General features: G+C 37.4%; 17 protein-coding genes and 1 pseudogene. 1 reads left to right on the top strand and 17 read right to left on the bottom strand.

The window, feature by feature from the left end; genetic code table 11:
* Positions 1-21: 21 nt before the first annotated feature.
* Both D5F11_RS20415 and D5F11_RS26835 read right to left on the bottom strand, forming a co-directional pair.
* On the bottom strand, positions 22-1,680 hold the full coding sequence (locus D5F11_RS20415; protein WP_120117971.1) for an AMP-binding protein: 1,659 nt from the start codon (positions 1,678-1,680) through the stop codon (positions 22-24).
* Between the two features lie 100 nt (positions 1,681-1,780).
* On the bottom strand, positions 1,781-1,957 hold the full coding sequence (locus tag D5F11_RS26835; RefSeq protein ID WP_185830821.1) for a hypothetical protein: 177 nt from the start codon (positions 1,955-1,957) through the stop codon (positions 1,781-1,783).
* 233 nt (positions 1,958-2,190) lie between these two features.
* On the opposite strand from D5F11_RS26835, the gene D5F11_RS20410 reads away from it, so the two are divergent.
* Positions 2,191-2,415 (top strand): hypothetical protein, encoded by a 225-nt coding sequence (locus D5F11_RS20410; protein ID WP_120117970.1) that lies wholly within the window; start codon positions 2,191-2,193, stop codon positions 2,413-2,415.
* 511 nt (positions 2,416-2,926) lie between these two features.
* On the opposite strand, the gene D5F11_RS20405 is transcribed toward D5F11_RS20410, so the two are convergent.
* From D5F11_RS20405 to D5F11_RS20350, 15 genes and pseudogenes are all read right to left on the bottom strand, one after another.
* The gene (locus D5F11_RS20405; protein ID WP_120117969.1) at positions 2,927-3,136 is read right to left on the bottom strand and encodes a Fur-regulated basic protein FbpA; all 210 of its coding nucleotides are present in this window, start codon (positions 3,134-3,136) and stop codon (positions 2,927-2,929) included.
* A 341-nt stretch (positions 3,137-3,477) separates the two neighbouring features.
* Positions 3,478-3,690 carry an acetyl-CoA carboxylase biotin carboxyl carrier protein subunit gene (locus tag D5F11_RS20400; RefSeq protein ID WP_120117968.1) on the bottom strand — a complete coding sequence of 71 codons (213 nt, stop codon included), beginning with the start codon at positions 3,688-3,690 and terminating at the stop codon, positions 3,478-3,480.
* The gene (locus D5F11_RS27565; RefSeq protein ID WP_342776053.1) at positions 3,683-3,832 is read right to left on the bottom strand and encodes a hypothetical protein; all 150 of its coding nucleotides are present in this window, start codon (positions 3,830-3,832) and stop codon (positions 3,683-3,685) included. The genes D5F11_RS20400 and D5F11_RS27565 overlap by 8 nt, the downstream gene beginning before the upstream one ends.
* A gap of 149 nt (positions 3,833-3,981) precedes the next feature.
* Positions 3,982-4,499, bottom strand: a pseudogene (locus D5F11_RS27560) (ATP-binding protein).
* Positions 4,500-4,512: 13 nt separating this feature from the next.
* Positions 4,513-4,662: an ATP-binding protein gene (locus D5F11_RS27870; protein WP_280519802.1), complete on the bottom strand. Its 150-nt coding sequence runs from the start codon at positions 4,660-4,662 to the stop codon at positions 4,513-4,515.
* A gap of 117 nt (positions 4,663-4,779) precedes the next feature.
* Positions 4,780-5,721, bottom strand: a complete 942-nt coding sequence (locus tag D5F11_RS20390; RefSeq protein WP_120117967.1) for an MBL fold metallo-hydrolase — start codon at positions 5,719-5,721, stop codon at positions 4,780-4,782.
* 154 nt (positions 5,722-5,875) lie between these two features.
* Positions 5,876-7,432, bottom strand: a complete 1,557-nt coding sequence (locus D5F11_RS20385; RefSeq protein ID WP_120117966.1) for an acyl-CoA carboxylase subunit beta — start codon at positions 7,430-7,432, stop codon at positions 5,876-5,878.
* A 45-nt stretch (positions 7,433-7,477) separates the two neighbouring features.
* Positions 7,478-9,151, bottom strand: a complete 1,674-nt coding sequence (locus D5F11_RS20380) for an AMP-binding protein (RefSeq protein WP_120117965.1) — start codon at positions 9,149-9,151, stop codon at positions 7,478-7,480.
* A 193-nt stretch (positions 9,152-9,344) separates the two neighbouring features.
* A complete protein-coding gene (locus D5F11_RS20375; RefSeq protein ID WP_425470878.1) occupies positions 9,345-10,883 on the bottom strand; it encodes an acyl-CoA carboxylase subunit beta in 1,539 nt (512 codons plus the stop codon).
* Positions 10,884-10,974: 91 nt separating this feature from the next.
* Positions 10,975-11,121, bottom strand: coding sequence for a hypothetical protein (locus tag D5F11_RS26830; protein ID WP_185830820.1), 147 nt, complete (start codon positions 11,119-11,121; stop codon positions 10,975-10,977).
* Between the two features lie 8 nt (positions 11,122-11,129).
* Positions 11,130-12,362, bottom strand: coding sequence for a saccharopine dehydrogenase family protein (locus D5F11_RS20370; RefSeq protein ID WP_120117963.1), 1,233 nt, complete (start codon positions 12,360-12,362; stop codon positions 11,130-11,132).
* A 32-nt stretch (positions 12,363-12,394) separates the two neighbouring features.
* On the bottom strand, positions 12,395-13,612 hold the full coding sequence (locus D5F11_RS20365; RefSeq protein WP_120117962.1) for a saccharopine dehydrogenase family protein: 1,218 nt from the start codon (positions 13,610-13,612) through the stop codon (positions 12,395-12,397).
* Between the two features lie 33 nt (positions 13,613-13,645).
* Entirely contained in the window at positions 13,646-15,148 is a 1,503-nt protein-coding gene (locus tag D5F11_RS20360; protein ID WP_120117961.1) for a class I adenylate-forming enzyme family protein, read from the bottom strand.
* Positions 15,149-15,170: 22 nt separating this feature from the next.
* Positions 15,171-16,271 (bottom strand): YkvI family membrane protein, encoded by a 1,101-nt coding sequence (locus tag D5F11_RS20355; RefSeq protein WP_120117960.1) that lies wholly within the window; start codon positions 16,269-16,271, stop codon positions 15,171-15,173.
* A gap of 252 nt (positions 16,272-16,523) precedes the next feature.
* A complete protein-coding gene (locus tag D5F11_RS20350; protein ID WP_245998275.1) occupies positions 16,524-17,252 on the bottom strand; it encodes a 2-phosphosulfolactate phosphatase in 729 nt (242 codons plus the stop codon).
* Positions 17,253-17,264 lie beyond the last annotated feature (12 nt).

Here is a 17,264-nt window from a genome sequence, read left to right as displayed (position 1 = left end):
TGTCATAATGAATTTTGAAAGTTAGGATTCGCCTTTCAAAACACGGGCATTAATTAATTCAAGCCCCATCTGCCGCAGCTTAAATTTTTGTATTTTTCCGGATGCTGTAAGCGGGAATCCCTCACAAAATTGAATGTAACGGGGTATTTTTTGACGGGATATCTTTCTTTTGAAATACTCCTTTATTTCCACCTCCGAGGCTGTTTCGTTTTCCTTTAATATAACCCAAGCCATAGCCTCTTCACCGAAAAATTCATCTGGCACACCGACTACTTGGACATCCAACACTTTCGGATGCTGATAAAAATACTCCTCTATTTCGCGCGGATAAATGTTTTCACCGCCTCGGATGATCATATCCTTCAGACGCCCTACAATCCGGCAGTATCCATATTTATCCAGTACGGCCAAATCACCGGTATGAAGCCAGCCTTCATCATCGATGGCTTCTCTTGTTCCTTTTTCATTCTTGTAATACCCTCGCATCACGTGGTACCCTCTTGTACACAATTCCCCTTCTACATCACTGGGGACTTCTCGATTCGTTCCCGGTTCAACAATTTTCACTTCCACATTTGGCAGTGCACGGCCAACAGTAGCAACACGGATTTCTAATGGATCATTTGTTCTTGTCTGAGTGATAACAGGCGATGACTCTGTTTGTCCGTAGGCAATTGTAATTTCCTTAGCCCCCATTTTTTCTGTCACAGCCTTCATCACTTCAATCGGACAGGTTGAGCCTGCCATTATACCAGTTCGCAAAGAAGTTAAATCATATTTTTCAAAATCCGGGTGGTTCAATTCCGCGATAAACATCGTTGGGACACCATGAAGGGCAGTGCATTTTTCCGCTTCAATCGCTTCCAGCACCTGTTCCGCTTGAAATTCTTCTACAATTACCATGGTCGTACCAGCAGTCACACTTGTCAGCGTACCCAGAACACAGCCAAATGTATGGAAAAATGGTACCGGAATACATAATCGGTCTTTTTCTGTTAATTCCATGCAGGTCGCAATACTATTTGCATTATTAATTAAGTTATAATGGCTCAGCATGACACCTTTTGGATAACCTGTTGTTCCTGAAGTATACTGCATATTGATTACATCATCTGGTTGCAGTTCCGCTTGTCTTCTTTCAAATGTTTGATCATCAATCTCTAGTCCAAGCCTCATTATGTCCGACCATAAGAACATTCCTGGAAAACGCTTCTCCCCTAAAATAACAACATTTTTCAAAAATGGCAGTGATTTAGACTGAAGTTTTCCGGGTTCGGAAGTTTTGAGTTCGGGAACAATCTCGTACAACATATCTACATAAGAGGTTCCTTTATATGACTCCATCAAAATCAGTGTTGTCGAATCTGAATGGGAAAGCAGATATTCAAGTTCAGCTGTTTGAAAATTAGTATTTACCGTAACAAGCACCGCTCCCATTTTTCCTGTAGCAAACTGGGCAGATAACCACTCCGGCTGATTGGACGTCCAAACGGCGAGATGATCCCCTTTTTCCAAACCGAGCTTCATAAAACCTTTTGCCACCTGTTGGCAATGTCGATTAAAGTCCTCGTAGGAATAACGAAGCTTCCGGTTTGGAAACACAACCGCGTCGTTTTCTGGATATTTTCCGGCAACCTCATCCAACAACTGACCAATCGTTTTGTGTATTAAACCAGGCATATTTTCCTCCTTGTTTTTTTATTATTAAGCGGTTGACGATGGAGTCTCTGATGATGCATTTAACACCTAGATTCATGCTTTTAGTAGGGACATGGGTTTATTAACCCTTCACAAATAAACAGCCCTTATCAAATGCGCCTTGCCGTATTTGCGACCAGATTTTATCGAGCTTCGTTCGATAAGTTTCCTCTGAAAATCTGTGGCATCCGCCGGAGGCTTTCACTTTATTCAGCCGGGGGATGAACCCCCACTGAATGGAATACCAATAGGCATTCATCTCACCACTTACTGAAGTGGGAGACTTCTGCTAATGAAGTTTAAACTTTTGTGTTTTTAAGCGCTTACAAAATAGTTGACTTAATTTTACATTTTATTATATAGAATTGAATAATTAAATCAATATTTTCTTAATATTATAATATGTAATGTTTCCAAATGAAATGTGATCAATGAATATTTATCACATAAAATCCTTTGTTTTTCCAAAGATAATGAAAAGGAGATGATATCATGCCAAGAAAAACTGAAGATGTCCACTCAAATGCTACCCCTCACTCCGACGGTAAATATGAGAGTGTAATCAATGATCCGACAGCAACGCAAAGCCCGCAACTGGGCGTATTCGTCGATGATGAGAAAAGAGAGCGAAACCCCTTCCAGCTATCCAAAAATAAGAATAAAGATATGGAAGAATTCGAGCGCTTCATGCGTGGAGATTCATTGGATAAAATTTGATAGTAACAGGAGTAACCAGAAAGGAAAGCAGATGTTAGGACGGGCTTTAATGCCCGTTCTTTATTGCTTAATGGTTAATAATAGAGATCAACCTAAAGTATTTTTCTTTTCTAGACAGTATTTTGACCAAAGTGGATCGTATTTCGATTTTCTGGTCAGTATTCCGTTTTTTCGGATCGTATTCCCTCGTGTTCGGACAGTAGTTCGTTTTTCTTGACATTATCCCAGCTAAATTGGAAAATAAGACTTTTTTCAGACGGGATTTGCCTTACACAAACAGTATTTTGGTTTTCTAAGGTAGCGAGTATGTTTGACCGTCGGTTATTCGGTCAGGTGCCCAAATAATGGGGCCATGGCTCACATATCTAGAATATATAGTCATCCGCCGATTCCTCTTAAATGCACCGATGTGGCGGGCATCCATTAGCTGCTTTCTGGATGAAACCTCACAAATGCAAAATCAGTCGGTGAAAAACGAACAAACCGCTTTCCGCCAACTGATTCCCCAAAACTATACGTTAACTTTTTTTCTCACCCAACGAATGGAACCCGTTTGACTGTGAGGGTGGCTGCTTGACCTGACTTTGCGATATTTATATTCCAATTCTCTCAAAGATAATTCGAAAAGATGTTTGTCTCCGTGCTTGTATACTCCCATCATCACAAGCTTGTCAATTAACTCTTTCCTTCTGCTTTCAACTGTCTGTGTGATTTGGCTCATTCGTTTTCTCCCCTTTCATTGATGTAGATGATCCGATCAATATCTTATACTTATACTAAAACATATAATTCCTATTTGTCAACTATGGATTATCCAAGACTTTGAGCACAGCTAACTAACTTTTTGCTATACCATAGAAGGCAAAGCCCGGGAGTGACTGTTAAACAGTTACCCCCAGGCTTTTTTATTCTAGAATCGTCAGAGTGTGAAAATTGAATAGACCTGGATTAAAGGTATCCATTGCTCTTTATCAAATGCGCCTTGGCGTATTTGCGCCCAGATTTTATCGAGCTCCGCTCAATAAATTTCCTCTGAAAATCTGTGGCATCCGCCGGTGGCTTTCACTTGATAATTGCAATAACATCTCCTTCATTTATAAAATCGCCCTCTGATACTTTTATTTCCTGAATTAAACCCGCTGTTCCAGTAGATATTGGGATTTCCATTTTCATTGATTCTAAAATCACAATATCTTGATCTTCTGTAACTTCATCATCTACTTCGACTATTACTTTCCATACATTCCCCGGCATCGTTGCTTTTACTTCACTCATGATTTTTCCTCCTTATATCATTTCTGGTTAGTCGGTATATAATATTTATTAATAAAATTTGTCGTAGTATTCCCTGTAAAAAAAATTGTTCATGATTCACAATTTTCTGCAGCATTGGCAGATTTGTTTTAATTCCTTCAATTTTATACTTTACAAGGGCTCGTTTAAGTCTAGTGATAGCCTCTTACCTTTAACGATGAGTTTGCTTATCGTTGGATCATAAAATGGTGATACTACACTTTGATTCGTAACAGATGATTCCATACGAATAAAAACATCAGCTGAGCTCGTTTAATTCGTTATTTTTCCAGGTGACGGAAAGAAGCGGACCGGATCTTCTGCATATACTCTTATCTCTATTGCATGCCCATTTATTTTTAATAAATTTTGATCTAAACGAAGTCTTTCTCTATTAGCAACCAAAATCTGATTTTCGCCGATATCCAATCCTGTTATTTCCTTTGTTACGGGGTGTTCTACTTGTATCCTTATATTCATTTCTAAAAAGTAAAAGTTCTCCTGACCATCTACTAAATATTCAATTGTTCCAGCGGTTGTATAGCCAATTTCTTTTGCAGCTTGAACAGATACTTCTCCCATCTTTTTTCTTGTGCTCTCTGAAATAAAGGAAGATGGAGCTTCTTCAATTATTTTTTGGTTTCTTCTTTGGATTAAACAATGTTGCTAAAATGATCAGCTAGTACTTGTATTTCTATATGCAGTACATTTTTTAATAGTTTCTCAATAAACATCGAACTATTTCCTAAAAATTGTTCAGCCCGTTTAGAGTTACTTGCAAAACTCTTCATTAGCTCCACATCATCATGTACAATTTGAAGGCCAATAACCTCCACCACCTGCTGCCTTCAGCATAATTGGGTAACCAATTGTATTGGCTATTTCTAATGCTTCTTCTAAATTGGAAAGTGGCTCATCTGTTCCTGGTATAACAGGAACACCTACTTTTTTCATCCATTAACTTGCAGCCATTTTGTCTCCCATATGTTCCATAATAGTTGGACTAGGCCCAATAAAGATAAAACCAGCTTCTTCGCACTTTATGGCCATTTTCCCATACAAAAAATTAATTTATGGAATATAGTACCAGCAAATACCATTATGAATCTCTTTGTTGATGTAGCCCTTATACCGTAAGTATTCTAAATGTGCTATTGATTCTCCTAATGCAAACCGTTGTTCATGTGCATCCATCTCAAAGGCAAACAATTTCTTACTCAATGAGTAGGCAGTGATCCCTCTCCCGATCGATTTCAGCACAAATGCTAACCTTTCTTCGTGGTGATTTAAAATTTCGTTAATCCGTTTATTCGCATAATAAAACGGTTCCCCATGTGATGGAATAACAAATTCTACATTTAACCTTTTTATTTTTTCTAAAGATTCCATGTACGCTTTTAAGGGATTCTCTATTCCATGAAACCAATAAGCGATATTTGGAGTAATGCGTGGTAAAATATGGTCAGTTGATAAAAGAACACTATTTTCTTTACTATAAAACACCACTAACCCATCAGCATGTCCGGGAGTAAAAATAACTTCATACTCATGTTGACCAAATAGAATTTTTTCCCCCTCTTGAAAATAGTGATCTACATTAGGATATGGTGTAATAACTTCCTTGAATTCTTCTGTGTTTACTGTCATTAGCTGGGTGATATGATCTGGAACCCCTGATAGAGTATAATTTTTCCTAATCTCTTGAATAAACTCTTCTCCCCACACCGTTTTACCAGATTTTTCATCAACTTGTGTCATTGAAACTTTGGCACCTGTCTTTTGTTGCAACCCTCCTGCATAGCCAAAATGATCAGGATGATAGTGAGAAATATATAGATCACTTACTTTTTTCGCTTGTAAAATGTCCTCCCATCTAGCTATTGTTTTTGTATCATGTAATCCTGTATCAATAATCGCCCACCCAGTTTCTCCTTCTGCAAGTAAACAATTTACATGATTAAGCCGAAACGGAAGATCAAGTTTTACTATTTCAATTCCTAATTTTTTTAGCATATGATTCATCCCTCTATCTAATTGTCCTATGTTAATTTAATTGTTTGCAGGTATATCAACTCTCTTGCAAGATTAAATCTAAATTTTACCACTTTCTCAACAATCTTCATCTGAACGAGGAGTAGTGCATAAAAAGGTTGAATATTACGTTAATTCATGGCCGCATTGTATGTCGTGAAGGACCTAATAATTCTGGTAACAATTCATATGCATCTACAATCCAATCACACAAAAGCGGCCGTGTATCTCGTGGATCAATAATTTCCTCTATCCCAAATGCAGCAGCAGTTCGTAGAGGAGATCGAAAACTTTCGAATTGACTCGCTAATTTCTCAAGTAATTCTTGTGGATTATCGCTTTCTTCCAATGTACGCCTATAAGCAACTTGTAAACCGCCTTCAATCGGTAATGAACCCCAATCCCCAGAAGGCCAAGCATAGCGGAGATGAAGGCCATGACCATTTATCATTCCTGCTCCTCCGACTCCATATACTCTTCTAAGAATGATTTCAATCATTGGAACTGTTGCTTGATAAATAGCTGATATAGCTCGAACTCCATGTCGTATTAATCCTTGTTTCTCAGCAGCCAGTCCGATAGTTAAGCCAGGTTGATCTACAAAATTAATGATTGGCAGATGGAAAGTTTGACACAAATCTACAAAACGTTCTATTTTATTACATGCCTTTACAGATAGACCGCCTCCTCCAACTATCGGATCATTTGCTAAGAATCCGACTGAATGACCATCTAATCTTGCAAATCCTGTAACTGTATCCCCACCATAATGACTCCCCATCTCAAAGATGGATTCCTTATCAAATACCATTTGTAAAATTGTTCTAATTTTATAAGGTTGTCTTCGATTCTTTGGGATAATTGAAATCAGTTCTCCTTCTTTCCTATCTGGAGAATCTGTTGATTCCATTATTGGTGGTAACTTCCACACATTACTCGGAAGAAAAGATAGAAACCTTTTAATATGTTCAAAAGCATCTTTTTCCGTTTTTACCACGTTATCAATTGCCCCACTTGAACGATGTACTTGAACACCACCTAACTCTTCTTTTGTTAAATCTTGTCCCATACCATGCTTCACAATTAATGGTCCCGCAATAAACATCTGAGAAATATCTTCCACCATAACTGAAAAATGTGAGGCTACTACACGTGCTGCCCCTAATCCTGCAACAGATCCTAAACAAGCTGCAACAACAGGCACTCTCCCCATATTATTTACAACATGATCCCAAGCAGGATTAACAGGTACGTAAGCATATCCCAATTCATCTATTGAGGTGACACTTCCTCCACCACCGGTTCCATCAACAAGTCGAACCATAGGTAGTTTGAGCTCGTGTGCCATCAGTTCACCATACACTTGCTTTTCCATACTTTCTAAATCACCTGCACCACCTCGTACTGTAAAATCATCAGCACTTATTACTACTTTTCTATTATCAATTTTTCCCCGTCCAATAATTACATTTGTTGGTTGAAAATCTCTTAGTTCACCATCATGATCAAAATCTGCATTTCCAGCAATTGCTCCAGTCTCATGAAAACTGTCTTTATCTAGAAGGCTGTTAATTCTTTCCCTTACAGTCATCTTTCCCCTAGATTTATGCCTATTCACGTTTTCTTTTCCACCCATTTGATAAGCTATCTTTTCCCTTTTATGTAATTCATCAATTTCTGGCTGCCAAGACATATCTTACTCACCCCTTATAAAAGTTTATAAGAATGTAAATATTTTCTATAAACGTTCTTTTTCTTCTCCCTCTTGCAAATATTTTCGCAGTACTTTTCCAGAAATCGCTTCAGGTAAATGGTCTCTAAATTCTACATAACGCGGGTATTTATAAGCTGACATATTGTTTTTAGCCCAATGAATGATATCCTCTTCCATAATTTTTCCTTTATATTCTTGTCTTAATACAACAAACGCTTTTACACTTTGCCCTCTTTTTTCATCTGGAACACCCACAACAGCTACTTGTAAAATTGCCTCATGTCGATCAAGCAAAGCTTCTACATCTTCAGGAAAAACACTATAACCAGAACTTTTTATCATTTCTTTTACACGTCCATGTAAAAATAAATAACCGTCTTCATCAAATGAACCTATATCTCCAGTATGTAACCTACCATTCTTTAACACTTCATAAGTATCTTCTGGGCGCTTGTAATACCCCTTAAAAACTCCAGGACTTTTTATTACAATTTCCCCTTGTTTTCCAGTTGGTAACTCTTCTCCAGTATCCAGGTCGATAATTCGCATTTCCGTTTCGAAAGTTGGAATGCCAACACTACCAAATTTAATATTATCTCTAGGCATAAACGTATCAGCATCGTGTGTCTCACTCAATCCATATGTAGCTTCATATAATAAACATCCATTTGTTAAAGTCCTCCATTTTTGGGCAAGCTCTTTGCTGACTGGAATGCCAAAACTTGTAGCGAAGTTAATCTTAAGAGAGGATAAATCTCTTTCTTCTATATTTGGATAATCTAGTATCGCTACATTCATTGGCGGTAATGTATAAAGTAAATTAATTTTATATTTTTCGATTGCCTGAATGGTTGCCTCTGGATCGAACCGCGACATTAAAATGCTTTCACAACAACTGTAAATAGGAATATTAACTCCCAATATCTTGCCGCCAATATGACAAAGCGGAGGAATAATGATTGTTTTATCATCTTTAGTAAATCCGAATGCATTTGTAGTAGCAGCCGCTTTAAATAATGCATTTCCATATGTTAGCATGGCTGCCTTTGGTCTTCCTGTCGTACCAGAAGTAAATGACATTAGACAAACATCGTTCCATATATCGATTTCCTCTATTTCTTTTAAAGGAGAAACTTGTTCCATTATTGCTACAAAATCATAGGTACTATCAATCTTTTGATTTTCTATCTTTAGTTCATCTGGAATAGGTAATTCAATTTCTTCTGGCAAAAAGTCAAGGTACCTTGTAGTAATGATAAATTCAACAGTTGGTGTTTTATCCTTAATTGCATATACACGTGGATATAAGTCTACTGTTGAAATAACTGCTTTTATATCAACTTCATTAATGAAGTAATCTAATTCTGCTTCTTTATACATTGGGTTTAAAGGAACAACGATAGCGCCAATTTTTTGAATCCCAAAATAGCCAATGATATATTGTGGACAATTTTGCATATATAAAGCGACGCGATCACCTTTTTTAATATGATTTTCTTTCAGAAATTGGGCTAGTCGATTCGTATAATCATTTAACATCGCCCAAGTTATTTTATTACCATAATAGTTGTAAGGTACACAACTTGGATATTTTTCTGCATTGTAATTTAAATACTCATGTAGTGGTTTTTCTCCAAGCTTATAGTCCAATTGTTTTGGTAAATAACTTGGCCAACTTTTTTTCTTTAAATTTTGCAATGTAATTCCCTCCCTTTAACAAATTTTTAACGATCAAATGCGCTCAGATTTTACCGAGCTCCCTCGATACACTTCCTCTAAAAAATCTGTGGCATCCGCCATATTCAGCCGGGCTTCGCCCCCCTACTTAATGGAATACCAACTAGCATTTATCTCACCATTTACAGAAGTGGGAGACTTCCGTTGAATGAAGTTAAAACTGTGTTGGCCAGTTAGCTAGCTGCCGTTTACTTTTAGGCCCATTTTTAACACAAGCATATTCTAATGTTTGAGCCAAAAATTTCCTTGTGTCTCGTGGGTCAATAATATCCTCAAGCAAATACTTCGCAGCAGCTTTATAAGGTGAACTATCGAATTCCCATGTTTTTAATAATTCTAATCGTTCTTTCTCAGGGTCTTCAGACTGTTGCAATTTGCGGCCATATACTACATTTACTCCAACTTCTGGTCCTGTAAAATTAATTTCAGCGCCCGGCCAAGCCACAACAAAGTCAGCGCCCATTGTAGGACCACACATATTAGCAAAAGCTGCACCGATACTTTTTCTAATGACGACCGAAATTTTAGGTACAGATGATTGGGCAAGGGCTTGATTCCAAAGTAGTATCTTCGTAGGCATTTTATATTTCTCCGCATCGCGTGATACGCGGAATCCAGGAGTGTCATGTAAAAAAATCATGGGGATATGATACGAGTCACAGAGACAAATAAATTCAGTAGCTTTGTCAGCTTCATGTGGGCCTGCAGATCCTGCATATTTCAATGGTTGATTGGCGATAATTCCTACAACACGTCCATCAATTCTCGCTAATACAGTTAGCAATGCTGGACCATATATGGACTTTATTTCAAATATATCTCCATCATCGACAATAGATTGAATCACTTTTTTCATATCGTATACTTGTGCTCTTCTGGATGGTACAAGGTCGATTACTTCATCAAGTCTTCTGTAAGGATCATCATTTGATTGTTTAAACGGCGGTTCTTCATCTGCATTGAGGGGCATGTAGGAAAAAAATCGTTTTAATTCTTCAATGCTCTCCTCCTCGGTCTCTGAAAAATGATCAGCTTGTCCTGTAGTATTAGCATGCAGTTTCCAGCCACCTAACTCCTCATCACTTACTTTCTCACCTGTGGCCATCTCTAAAATACGTGGGCCTGCAACAGCCATCGTAGTACCTTTACGTTGAGAAACAAAATCAGAGGTTACTGCTACCCATGCTGGATCACCAAAACTATCACCTAAAACTGCTGTCATCATTGGTACTTGCCGCCTATGTAACAACAATTCTTCAGGAAATAAGCTTTGACTCACGCCATCTGACCCCATACCATCTGGCATTCGTAAACCTCCGCCTTCGGTTAAATTGAACATCGGTAGACCTCGTTTAAGTGCATATGCATGAATCGATTTAGTTTTTCGAGCATGTACCATACCAGTTGTTCCTGCAAACACTGTTTTATCAATAGCTTGAACTACAGCTGGGCGACCATCTACTTTAGCAAGACCGGTAATAATACCATCACCAGCACTTTTGTCTTCACTACCAACCTGATCGGAATGAGCAAGCATCCCGAACTCTAGAAATGTAGCTTTATCAACCAGTTTCTCAATTCGTTCCCTTGCCGTATAGAAACCCACATCATGTAGTCGTTTTATTTTCTCTTCTCCGCCTCCTAATTTGGCGTTCTCTTTTCTTCTCAATAACTCGTCTATATCTTTTTTCATTACCTTCACCCTCAACACTATATTTTATAATATTCAGTTAATTAACCTTCAAAATAACCAACCGTTTCCTTCAAACTTTAGTTAAGTATGATCAATGCCCTTGATGTATTTGCGCCCAGATTTTATCGAGCTCCGCACGATTAATTTCCTCTGAAAATCTATGGCATCCGCCGGAGGCTTTAACTTTATTCAGCCGGGGTTTGAACCCCCGCTGAATGGAATACCAATAGGCATTCATCTCACCACTTACTGAAGTGGGAGACTTCTGCTGAATGAAGTTAAAGGTCGTCCCTTTTTAATGGATTGAATGGAACCATCATCTAAGATCATATCAATGATTAAACCAGAGCTTACAGATGCTTCATTTACGCTTTTACGGCTTCCTAAATAATCAAATACATCCATAGGATTTAATACTTCCGGGGCAATTACTCCAATCGAATCTACCTTCCCATCCTTAATTAATTCTGCCCCTACTACTGCTGGAATAGCTACTGAAGCTGCTGTCGGTTCAGAGCTAACAGTTGTATAAACAAATCCTAAATCTTTTCCCTCTTTTTTCCCCTTGACTATTACTTTTAATCCACCAAGTCCATTAGATTCACCTACTGCAAGCAATTCAGGATTTTCTTGTAAAAAACGAACTGCAAAATCTCTTGGTGCGATGTCCGTCCCATTTACATTTATAGGTGTCGTTGAACCAAAGCCTAAATCGAATAGTTTTTTGAAATTATCCACAATCTTACTTGGTAACAGCGCCCCTTTATTCGTTACTCTTTTTACTTCAGGGTAAAAGTGCGGAATGGTAATTGGCTCCGGATGACCAACATCATACACTTTTACCTTCCCAAGTGGTTCCGGAAATTCAACAACTAATGAACCTTCTTCTTGAAAAGGTTTTATCATCGTTTGTTTTCCTTCTGAATAGCCTGGTACGAGACCCGTTCCGCCATGAAATACATGGTACAAAATGGCTGATCCTGTCTCTGATTCTCCCATTACCCAAATCGTTTCCACCTCTTCAGTTTCATCCAATTGATCCATACCCATTTTCACTAAAATATTCGTTATCCCTGGAGAAGTCCCCATTCCTGTTAATACGGTAATTCCAGCATCTTTTACACGCTTGTCCATTTTTAAAATCTCTTCTGCTGCATCATAATCGTCACAAATATCGACATAATTTGTTTTTGCCTCCATACAAGCCTCGATAATCATTGGAGCAAATCGGTAAAATGGACCTACAAAATTAATAACGATTGATGTATCCGATAATAATTGTATTAATTCTTTTCGATCTGTTACATTAATTGATGCAGTTGAAACGAGATCGCTATTTATTTCTTGTACAATTTGATTCGCCGCTTCTATATTTATATCCGCAATCACTATTTCGGAGAAACGCTTATTTAAGACGAGATCTTTTATCGCCATTGATCCCATCCCTCCTGCCCCTCCTAATATGACTACCTTACTCATCTTTCATTACCTCCAATTACCTTTATCGGTCTCTATTCCCATAGTTCCGGAAATGTTTCAGTGTCTATAATGGAACTTGTTACCGTACTATCCTCGATGGTTCGTTTTACCTGAAAACCTTTTTCTCCTTCAAAATATCCAATTTCTTGTAAACTAGCCATTATTTGTTTGGGCGCTAAACATTCTGGAGCAACTACCCCTTGTATATTAATCTCTTTATTTAATAACTGTGCTGCGACAACTCCTGCTGGAACTGACGTCCCCTGATCCATTCGATCATATGCTGATTTTGTAAAAGTATAACTTGCTTTTTGTCCACCTTTTTCACCGATTACTTCAACCCTTGCTGCACTGACTGATCTCTTCTTTTTCCCAGAACGTTGTTTCGCTTTTGTTTGTTTATGCTGAAATAAACTAAGCAGAAACTCTAGTGGAACAACTGGCTCATCTTTAAACATCATCGGTTCTTCACTTGTAAGTCCTAAATCAACTAATGTTTTAAACATTGGATTTTGAAACTCAGGTAATAGTGCCCCTAGATTAGTCACCTTTTTAACATTTGGAATATATTTAGATAGGGTAACTGGTTCTGGATGACCTACATGATATAGCGTTACCTCACCGACTGGTTCACCAAAATCAATTTTCTCTGCCGTATCTCGCTGAAAAGCGCGTATCCACCTTTCCTCTCCCTCTAGAAAAGTTGGTACTTTCCCTTCCATTATATGAAACATATGAATCAAGGCTCCAAATCCACTTGGCTCAGCATCACCGACAACCCAATATGTATTGATTTCATCTGTTCGATCAAGTGCATCTGCACCTAGACGAGCTAATACATTCGTTACCCCAGGAGAAGCACCCATTCCAGTGATCGCTGTAACACCTTTTTCTTTTGCTAATTTATCCAATTTTAACGCCTCGATCGTGACATCATAGTCATCACATAAGTCTATATAATTTACTTCACTATTGATTGCTGCTTCTAATACCGCTGTTTTATATCGATAATACGGTCCGACAAAGTTCATCACTAAATCAGCATGAGTCATGATTGATGTAAGCTCTTCATAATTATGAATATCTAACCTTTTTGCGGAAGCTTTGGAACCAAGTTGTTCAACAATCTGCCGCAGACGTTTCTCATTTATATCTGTTAATACAATTTCTTTAACTGATTCTTGTTGTACTAAATAATTGATTGCTGGTTGTGCCATATTGGCAGCACCGCCTAAAACGATGATTTTCATTTGTTTACCATCCTCCCCTCAAACATTAACTAATTACAATTTTCTCAATTCTTTCCGTACGACTTTTCCGAGCTCATTCACTGGTAATTCAGATAGAAAGGCTACTTCTTCGGGTACCTTGTATGTAGCCAATTTACTCTTACAATAATTCAAGAGCTCTTCTTCCGTAACTACTTTACCAGGTTGTAATGCGACAAATGCTTTTACTTTTTCACCCATATCTTTATTTTTAACACCAATTACACCTGCTTCTAATACACTTGGATGTTGATTAAGAATTTTTTCAACCTCAACGGGATATACGTTAAATCCACCTCGGATGATCATATCCTTTTTCCTGTCTACGATAAAGATATCCTCGTCCTCATCCATATATCCGACATCTCCTGTCATGAGCCAGCCTTCTCGAAGTACACGTTCAGTTTCCTCAGCCATTTTATAGTAACCTTTCATCACATTCGGTCCTTTAATCGCTAATTCTCCTACACTTCCCTTTGGTAACTGGCGATGATTTTCATCAAAAACAGCAACGTCACTTTCCGGAAAAGGCTTCCCGACCGAATTATCTTTAATTGAATGTAATCTTTGTAAAGCAAAGCTTGAAGTTGATTCCGTTAATCCATAGCCTTCTATCATCCGCGTCTTAAATTGACTCTCAAAAAACTTACGAACTTCTTCTGATAAAGGTGCTGCACCAGAAATCCAATATTTAACAGAAGAAACATCAAAATGTTTCAATTGACCATATTGCGCCATTCGATAAAAGATAGTTGGGACACCTGAAAACAGGCGAATTTTTTCATTTTCAATATGTTGGAAAATTTCTTCTATATCAAAACGAGGCATTAGTACGATACGAGCACCAGCTAAATACGACATCATCGTTACAGTTAATCCGTAAATATGTGAGATAGGTAAAACAACTAACATAGAAAATCCTAATTCTACTAAAGTCTTATGATCTTTCCCGAGTAATTCTAAAGCTTGCAATTCCAAATAAACAGAATGTATATTTCCATGTGTAATCATCGCACCTTTTGGAGTTCCTGTCGTTCCTGAAGTATAAATAATTGCTGCAACATCATCTTTATGTTTATAAACAATATCTATTGCTTCACAATCCTTCTGTTTAAAAACATGTCTTATTTCATCTGAATCTATTACAATAGTGTTTGGTATAGTTCCAGTACAATTTTCAGGGATTTTATATTCATTTTCTGCATTAGTAATGATAAAAGTTGGCTCACAATGGTTGACAACATATTGAACTTCATATTTGTTTAATGAATCGTTAATGGGGACAATGACTGCCCCATTCTTTAAAGCTGCTTGATAGCTAATGAGTACTTCTGGCATGTTTGGAAGCATAATAATCACTCGATCATCTTCCTCAAGCCCCTGCTCCCTTAAATAAGCTGCTAATTTATTGGACTTTTCCTCCAATTCCAAGTTAGTATAATTTTTACCTTCATATGTTATAAAAGGATACTCACCATAGTTTTCGATATTTTTAACAGCCATTTCAGCGATATTCATTTTAAAAACCCCCTCCTCATCCTTACATTGCTTTTTTCTCTAATTGTTTAGTCTTCACTTTAAGCCTAATTTGTTTATACGCCATAACAATTAAAAGAATTAACCCTAAAACTCCAGTCAAAGGGAAAATAGTTCCAACTAGTTTTCCAAAAGGTAAAAATAACCCACCTAAAAAGGCAATAAATATCAAAATGAGAGAAATCACTCTATATTTTGTTGTTCTTTCAGCTCCAAAGCTATTACAAACGTACCAAAACATCGGAGCACCAGTCGTATAGATTCCTGCCAATAAAATGAATGAAAACACCCAACCAAATATCGGATGAAACCCTTCTGCTAAATACACAAGTGGAGTTTCCTTATCAAAAATATCTTTAATATTAATAAGCAATGCAAATGATATAATTGATATCGTAATGGAGTAAATCAATGCACCCAATAAACCACCTAATAATGCCTCTCCGCGACTCTGTGTTGTAGAACCCATTTTAATAAGAAATGGTGCAGCTACAGTGATTCCTAAAGCAGCATACAATATCCCTGAAAGCAGCCAAGAGTCAACTGCTTTTACCACCTCTACTTCTTTCATTAATTGTTCAGCTATAAAAAGATTATCAATACTATCAAAAATACTGATCATACTTATGATGGTTGTAAAGATAATAATGATTGGTGCAATAAAACTGAGAATATCGACCAGTTTTTGAAGACTAAGTAAAACAGTGATGTAGATTAACACGACCATTACCCCTGCACCAACCAGTTTATTTACTCCATAAAAGTCTGCAAAAATTGTACCTGATCCAGATATTAAAGTAACTGTTAAGGCAAAGAGAAATAAGGTAACAAACCATTCAAACACTTTGCCAAAAAATTTACCAAGAAAATATTGATATACATTTCCTTCAAGATTTTTTGTTTCATTACCTATCACAATAAGTGATGAAGCTGCCCAACCAAATACTAATAACGTAACAATGATAGAAGCAATACCTATATAACCATGTGCTGTAAAAAATTGCATCGACTCCTGACCTGTGGCTGTAGCTGACCCTATTAAATACGCACATAACGCACCAGCTAAAATAAAAACGCGTTTCCAATTGATTTTCTTTTCAGACATTTGATTCCCTCCAATACTATCAAATGCGCCTTGGCGTATTTGCGCCCAGAATTTATCGAGCTCCGCTCGATAAATTTCCTCTGAAAATCTGTGGCATCCGCCGGAGGCTTTAACTTTATTCAGCCGGGGTTTGAACTCCTACTGAATGGAATACCAATAGGCATTCCTCTCACCACTTACAGAAGCGGGAGACTTCTGCTGAATGAAGTTAAATTTAATAACGTTAGCCCTTGATCAGGAGCACCTCTTGTTTCATACAATAATTCGGTCGCCTATTAACTGAGGTACGATCGGAATTTCATCTTGCTGGCTAACATAGGAAATTTCATTTGCTAATCCATAGTCCACTAGCATTTTACCAACCCTTGTTGCAGAAAGAATTTGTTTGCTTTCATTCTCATATTTTTCATAAAATAGTTTGGCATTTATGGCACTATCCGTTAATTCTATTTCATTCTTATTACACTCGTTGACTAGGCGATGAATAAAATAACCCGCCCCATAGAAATCTTCCATACAGAAACGATTCCCCGATCCGGAACAAACAACAATAATCCTGTAATCGTTTTCAAAATACTTATGAATATATTCTGCTACTGCACCGCCATTTAGTAGAGAGGCAATTAAAACATGTTTGGCAGATGTTACTTTACGGATGGCTATCGTACCATTTGTTGTAGCTAAAATAATACTTTTATCTTTTACTATCTTACTTAAAGACAGCGGAGTAGGATCTAAGAATCCTTGTATCGTTTTACCATCCACTTCCCCTACAAGAAGGGGCTTAAAATTGATAAGTGATTTTCCTAATAATAGAGCTTCCCTTTTATCCTTTACAGGAAATATTTCTTTAGCTCCGTAGAATAAACATGTTACGATTGTTGAAGTTGCAAGCAAAACATCCAATACAACGACAATTTGCTGATCAGTAATTTTCGATGAATCGATATCTTCCTTTTTCATTATTAAGTTGACATTCAATTTATTCACACT

The organism is Siminovitchia terrae (assembly GCF_003605405.2).
In the GTDB taxonomy this organism is placed as follows: Bacteria; Bacillota; Bacilli; order Bacillales; family Bacillaceae_C; genus Siminovitchia; species Siminovitchia terrae.
This window is presented reverse-complemented; position numbering and strand designations above follow the sequence as displayed.

What these genes read in the sequence shown, in the direction of transcription:
- D5F11_RS20355 (WP_120117960.1), bottom strand. Translation starts at nt 16,271, where the DNA reads ATGTCTGAAAAGAAAATCAATTGGAAACGCGTTTTTATTTTAGCTGGT.
- D5F11_RS20410 (WP_120117970.1), top strand. Translation starts at nt 2,191, where the DNA reads ATGCCAAGAAAAACTGAAGATGTCCACTCAAATGCTACCCCTCACTCC.
- D5F11_RS20390 (WP_120117967.1), bottom strand. Translation starts at nt 5,721, where the DNA reads ATGCTAAAAAAATTAGGAATTGAAATAGTAAAACTTGATCTTCCGTTT.
- D5F11_RS20385 (WP_120117966.1), bottom strand. Translation starts at nt 7,432, where the DNA reads ATGTCTTGGCAGCCAGAAATTGATGAATTACATAAAAGGGAAAAGATA.
- D5F11_RS20405 (WP_120117969.1), bottom strand. Translation starts at nt 3,136, where the DNA reads ATGAGCCAAATCACACAGACAGTTGAAAGCAGAAGGAAAGAGTTAATT.
- D5F11_RS20415 (WP_120117971.1), bottom strand. Translation starts at nt 1,680, where the DNA reads ATGCCTGGTTTAATACACAAAACGATTGGTCAGTTGTTGGATGAGGTT.
- D5F11_RS20375 (WP_425470878.1), bottom strand. Translation starts at nt 10,883, where the DNA reads ATGAAAAAAGATATAGACGAGTTATTGAGAAGAAAAGAGAACGCCAAA.
- D5F11_RS20400 (WP_120117968.1), bottom strand. Translation starts at nt 3,690, where the DNA reads ATGAGTGAAGTAAAAGCAACGATGCCGGGGAATGTATGGAAAGTAATA.
- D5F11_RS20370 (WP_120117963.1), bottom strand. Translation starts at nt 12,362, where the DNA reads ATGAGTAAGGTAGTCATATTAGGAGGGGCAGGAGGGATGGGATCAATG.
- D5F11_RS20360 (WP_120117961.1), bottom strand. Translation starts at nt 15,148, where the DNA reads ATGAATATCGCTGAAATGGCTGTTAAAAATATCGAAAACTATGGTGAG.
- D5F11_RS20365 (WP_120117962.1), bottom strand. Translation starts at nt 13,612, where the DNA reads ATGAAAATCATCGTTTTAGGCGGTGCTGCCAATATGGCACAACCAGCA.
- D5F11_RS26835 (WP_185830821.1), bottom strand. Translation starts at nt 1,957, where the DNA reads ATGAATGCCTATTGGTATTCCATTCAGTGGGGGTTCATCCCCCGGCTG.
- D5F11_RS26830 (WP_185830820.1), bottom strand. Translation starts at nt 11,121, where the DNA reads ATGAATGCCTATTGGTATTCCATTCAGCGGGGGTTCAAACCCCGGCTG.
- D5F11_RS27870 (WP_280519802.1), bottom strand. Translation starts at nt 4,662, where the DNA reads ATGAAAAAAGTAGGTGTTCCTGTTATACCAGGAACAGATGAGCCACTT.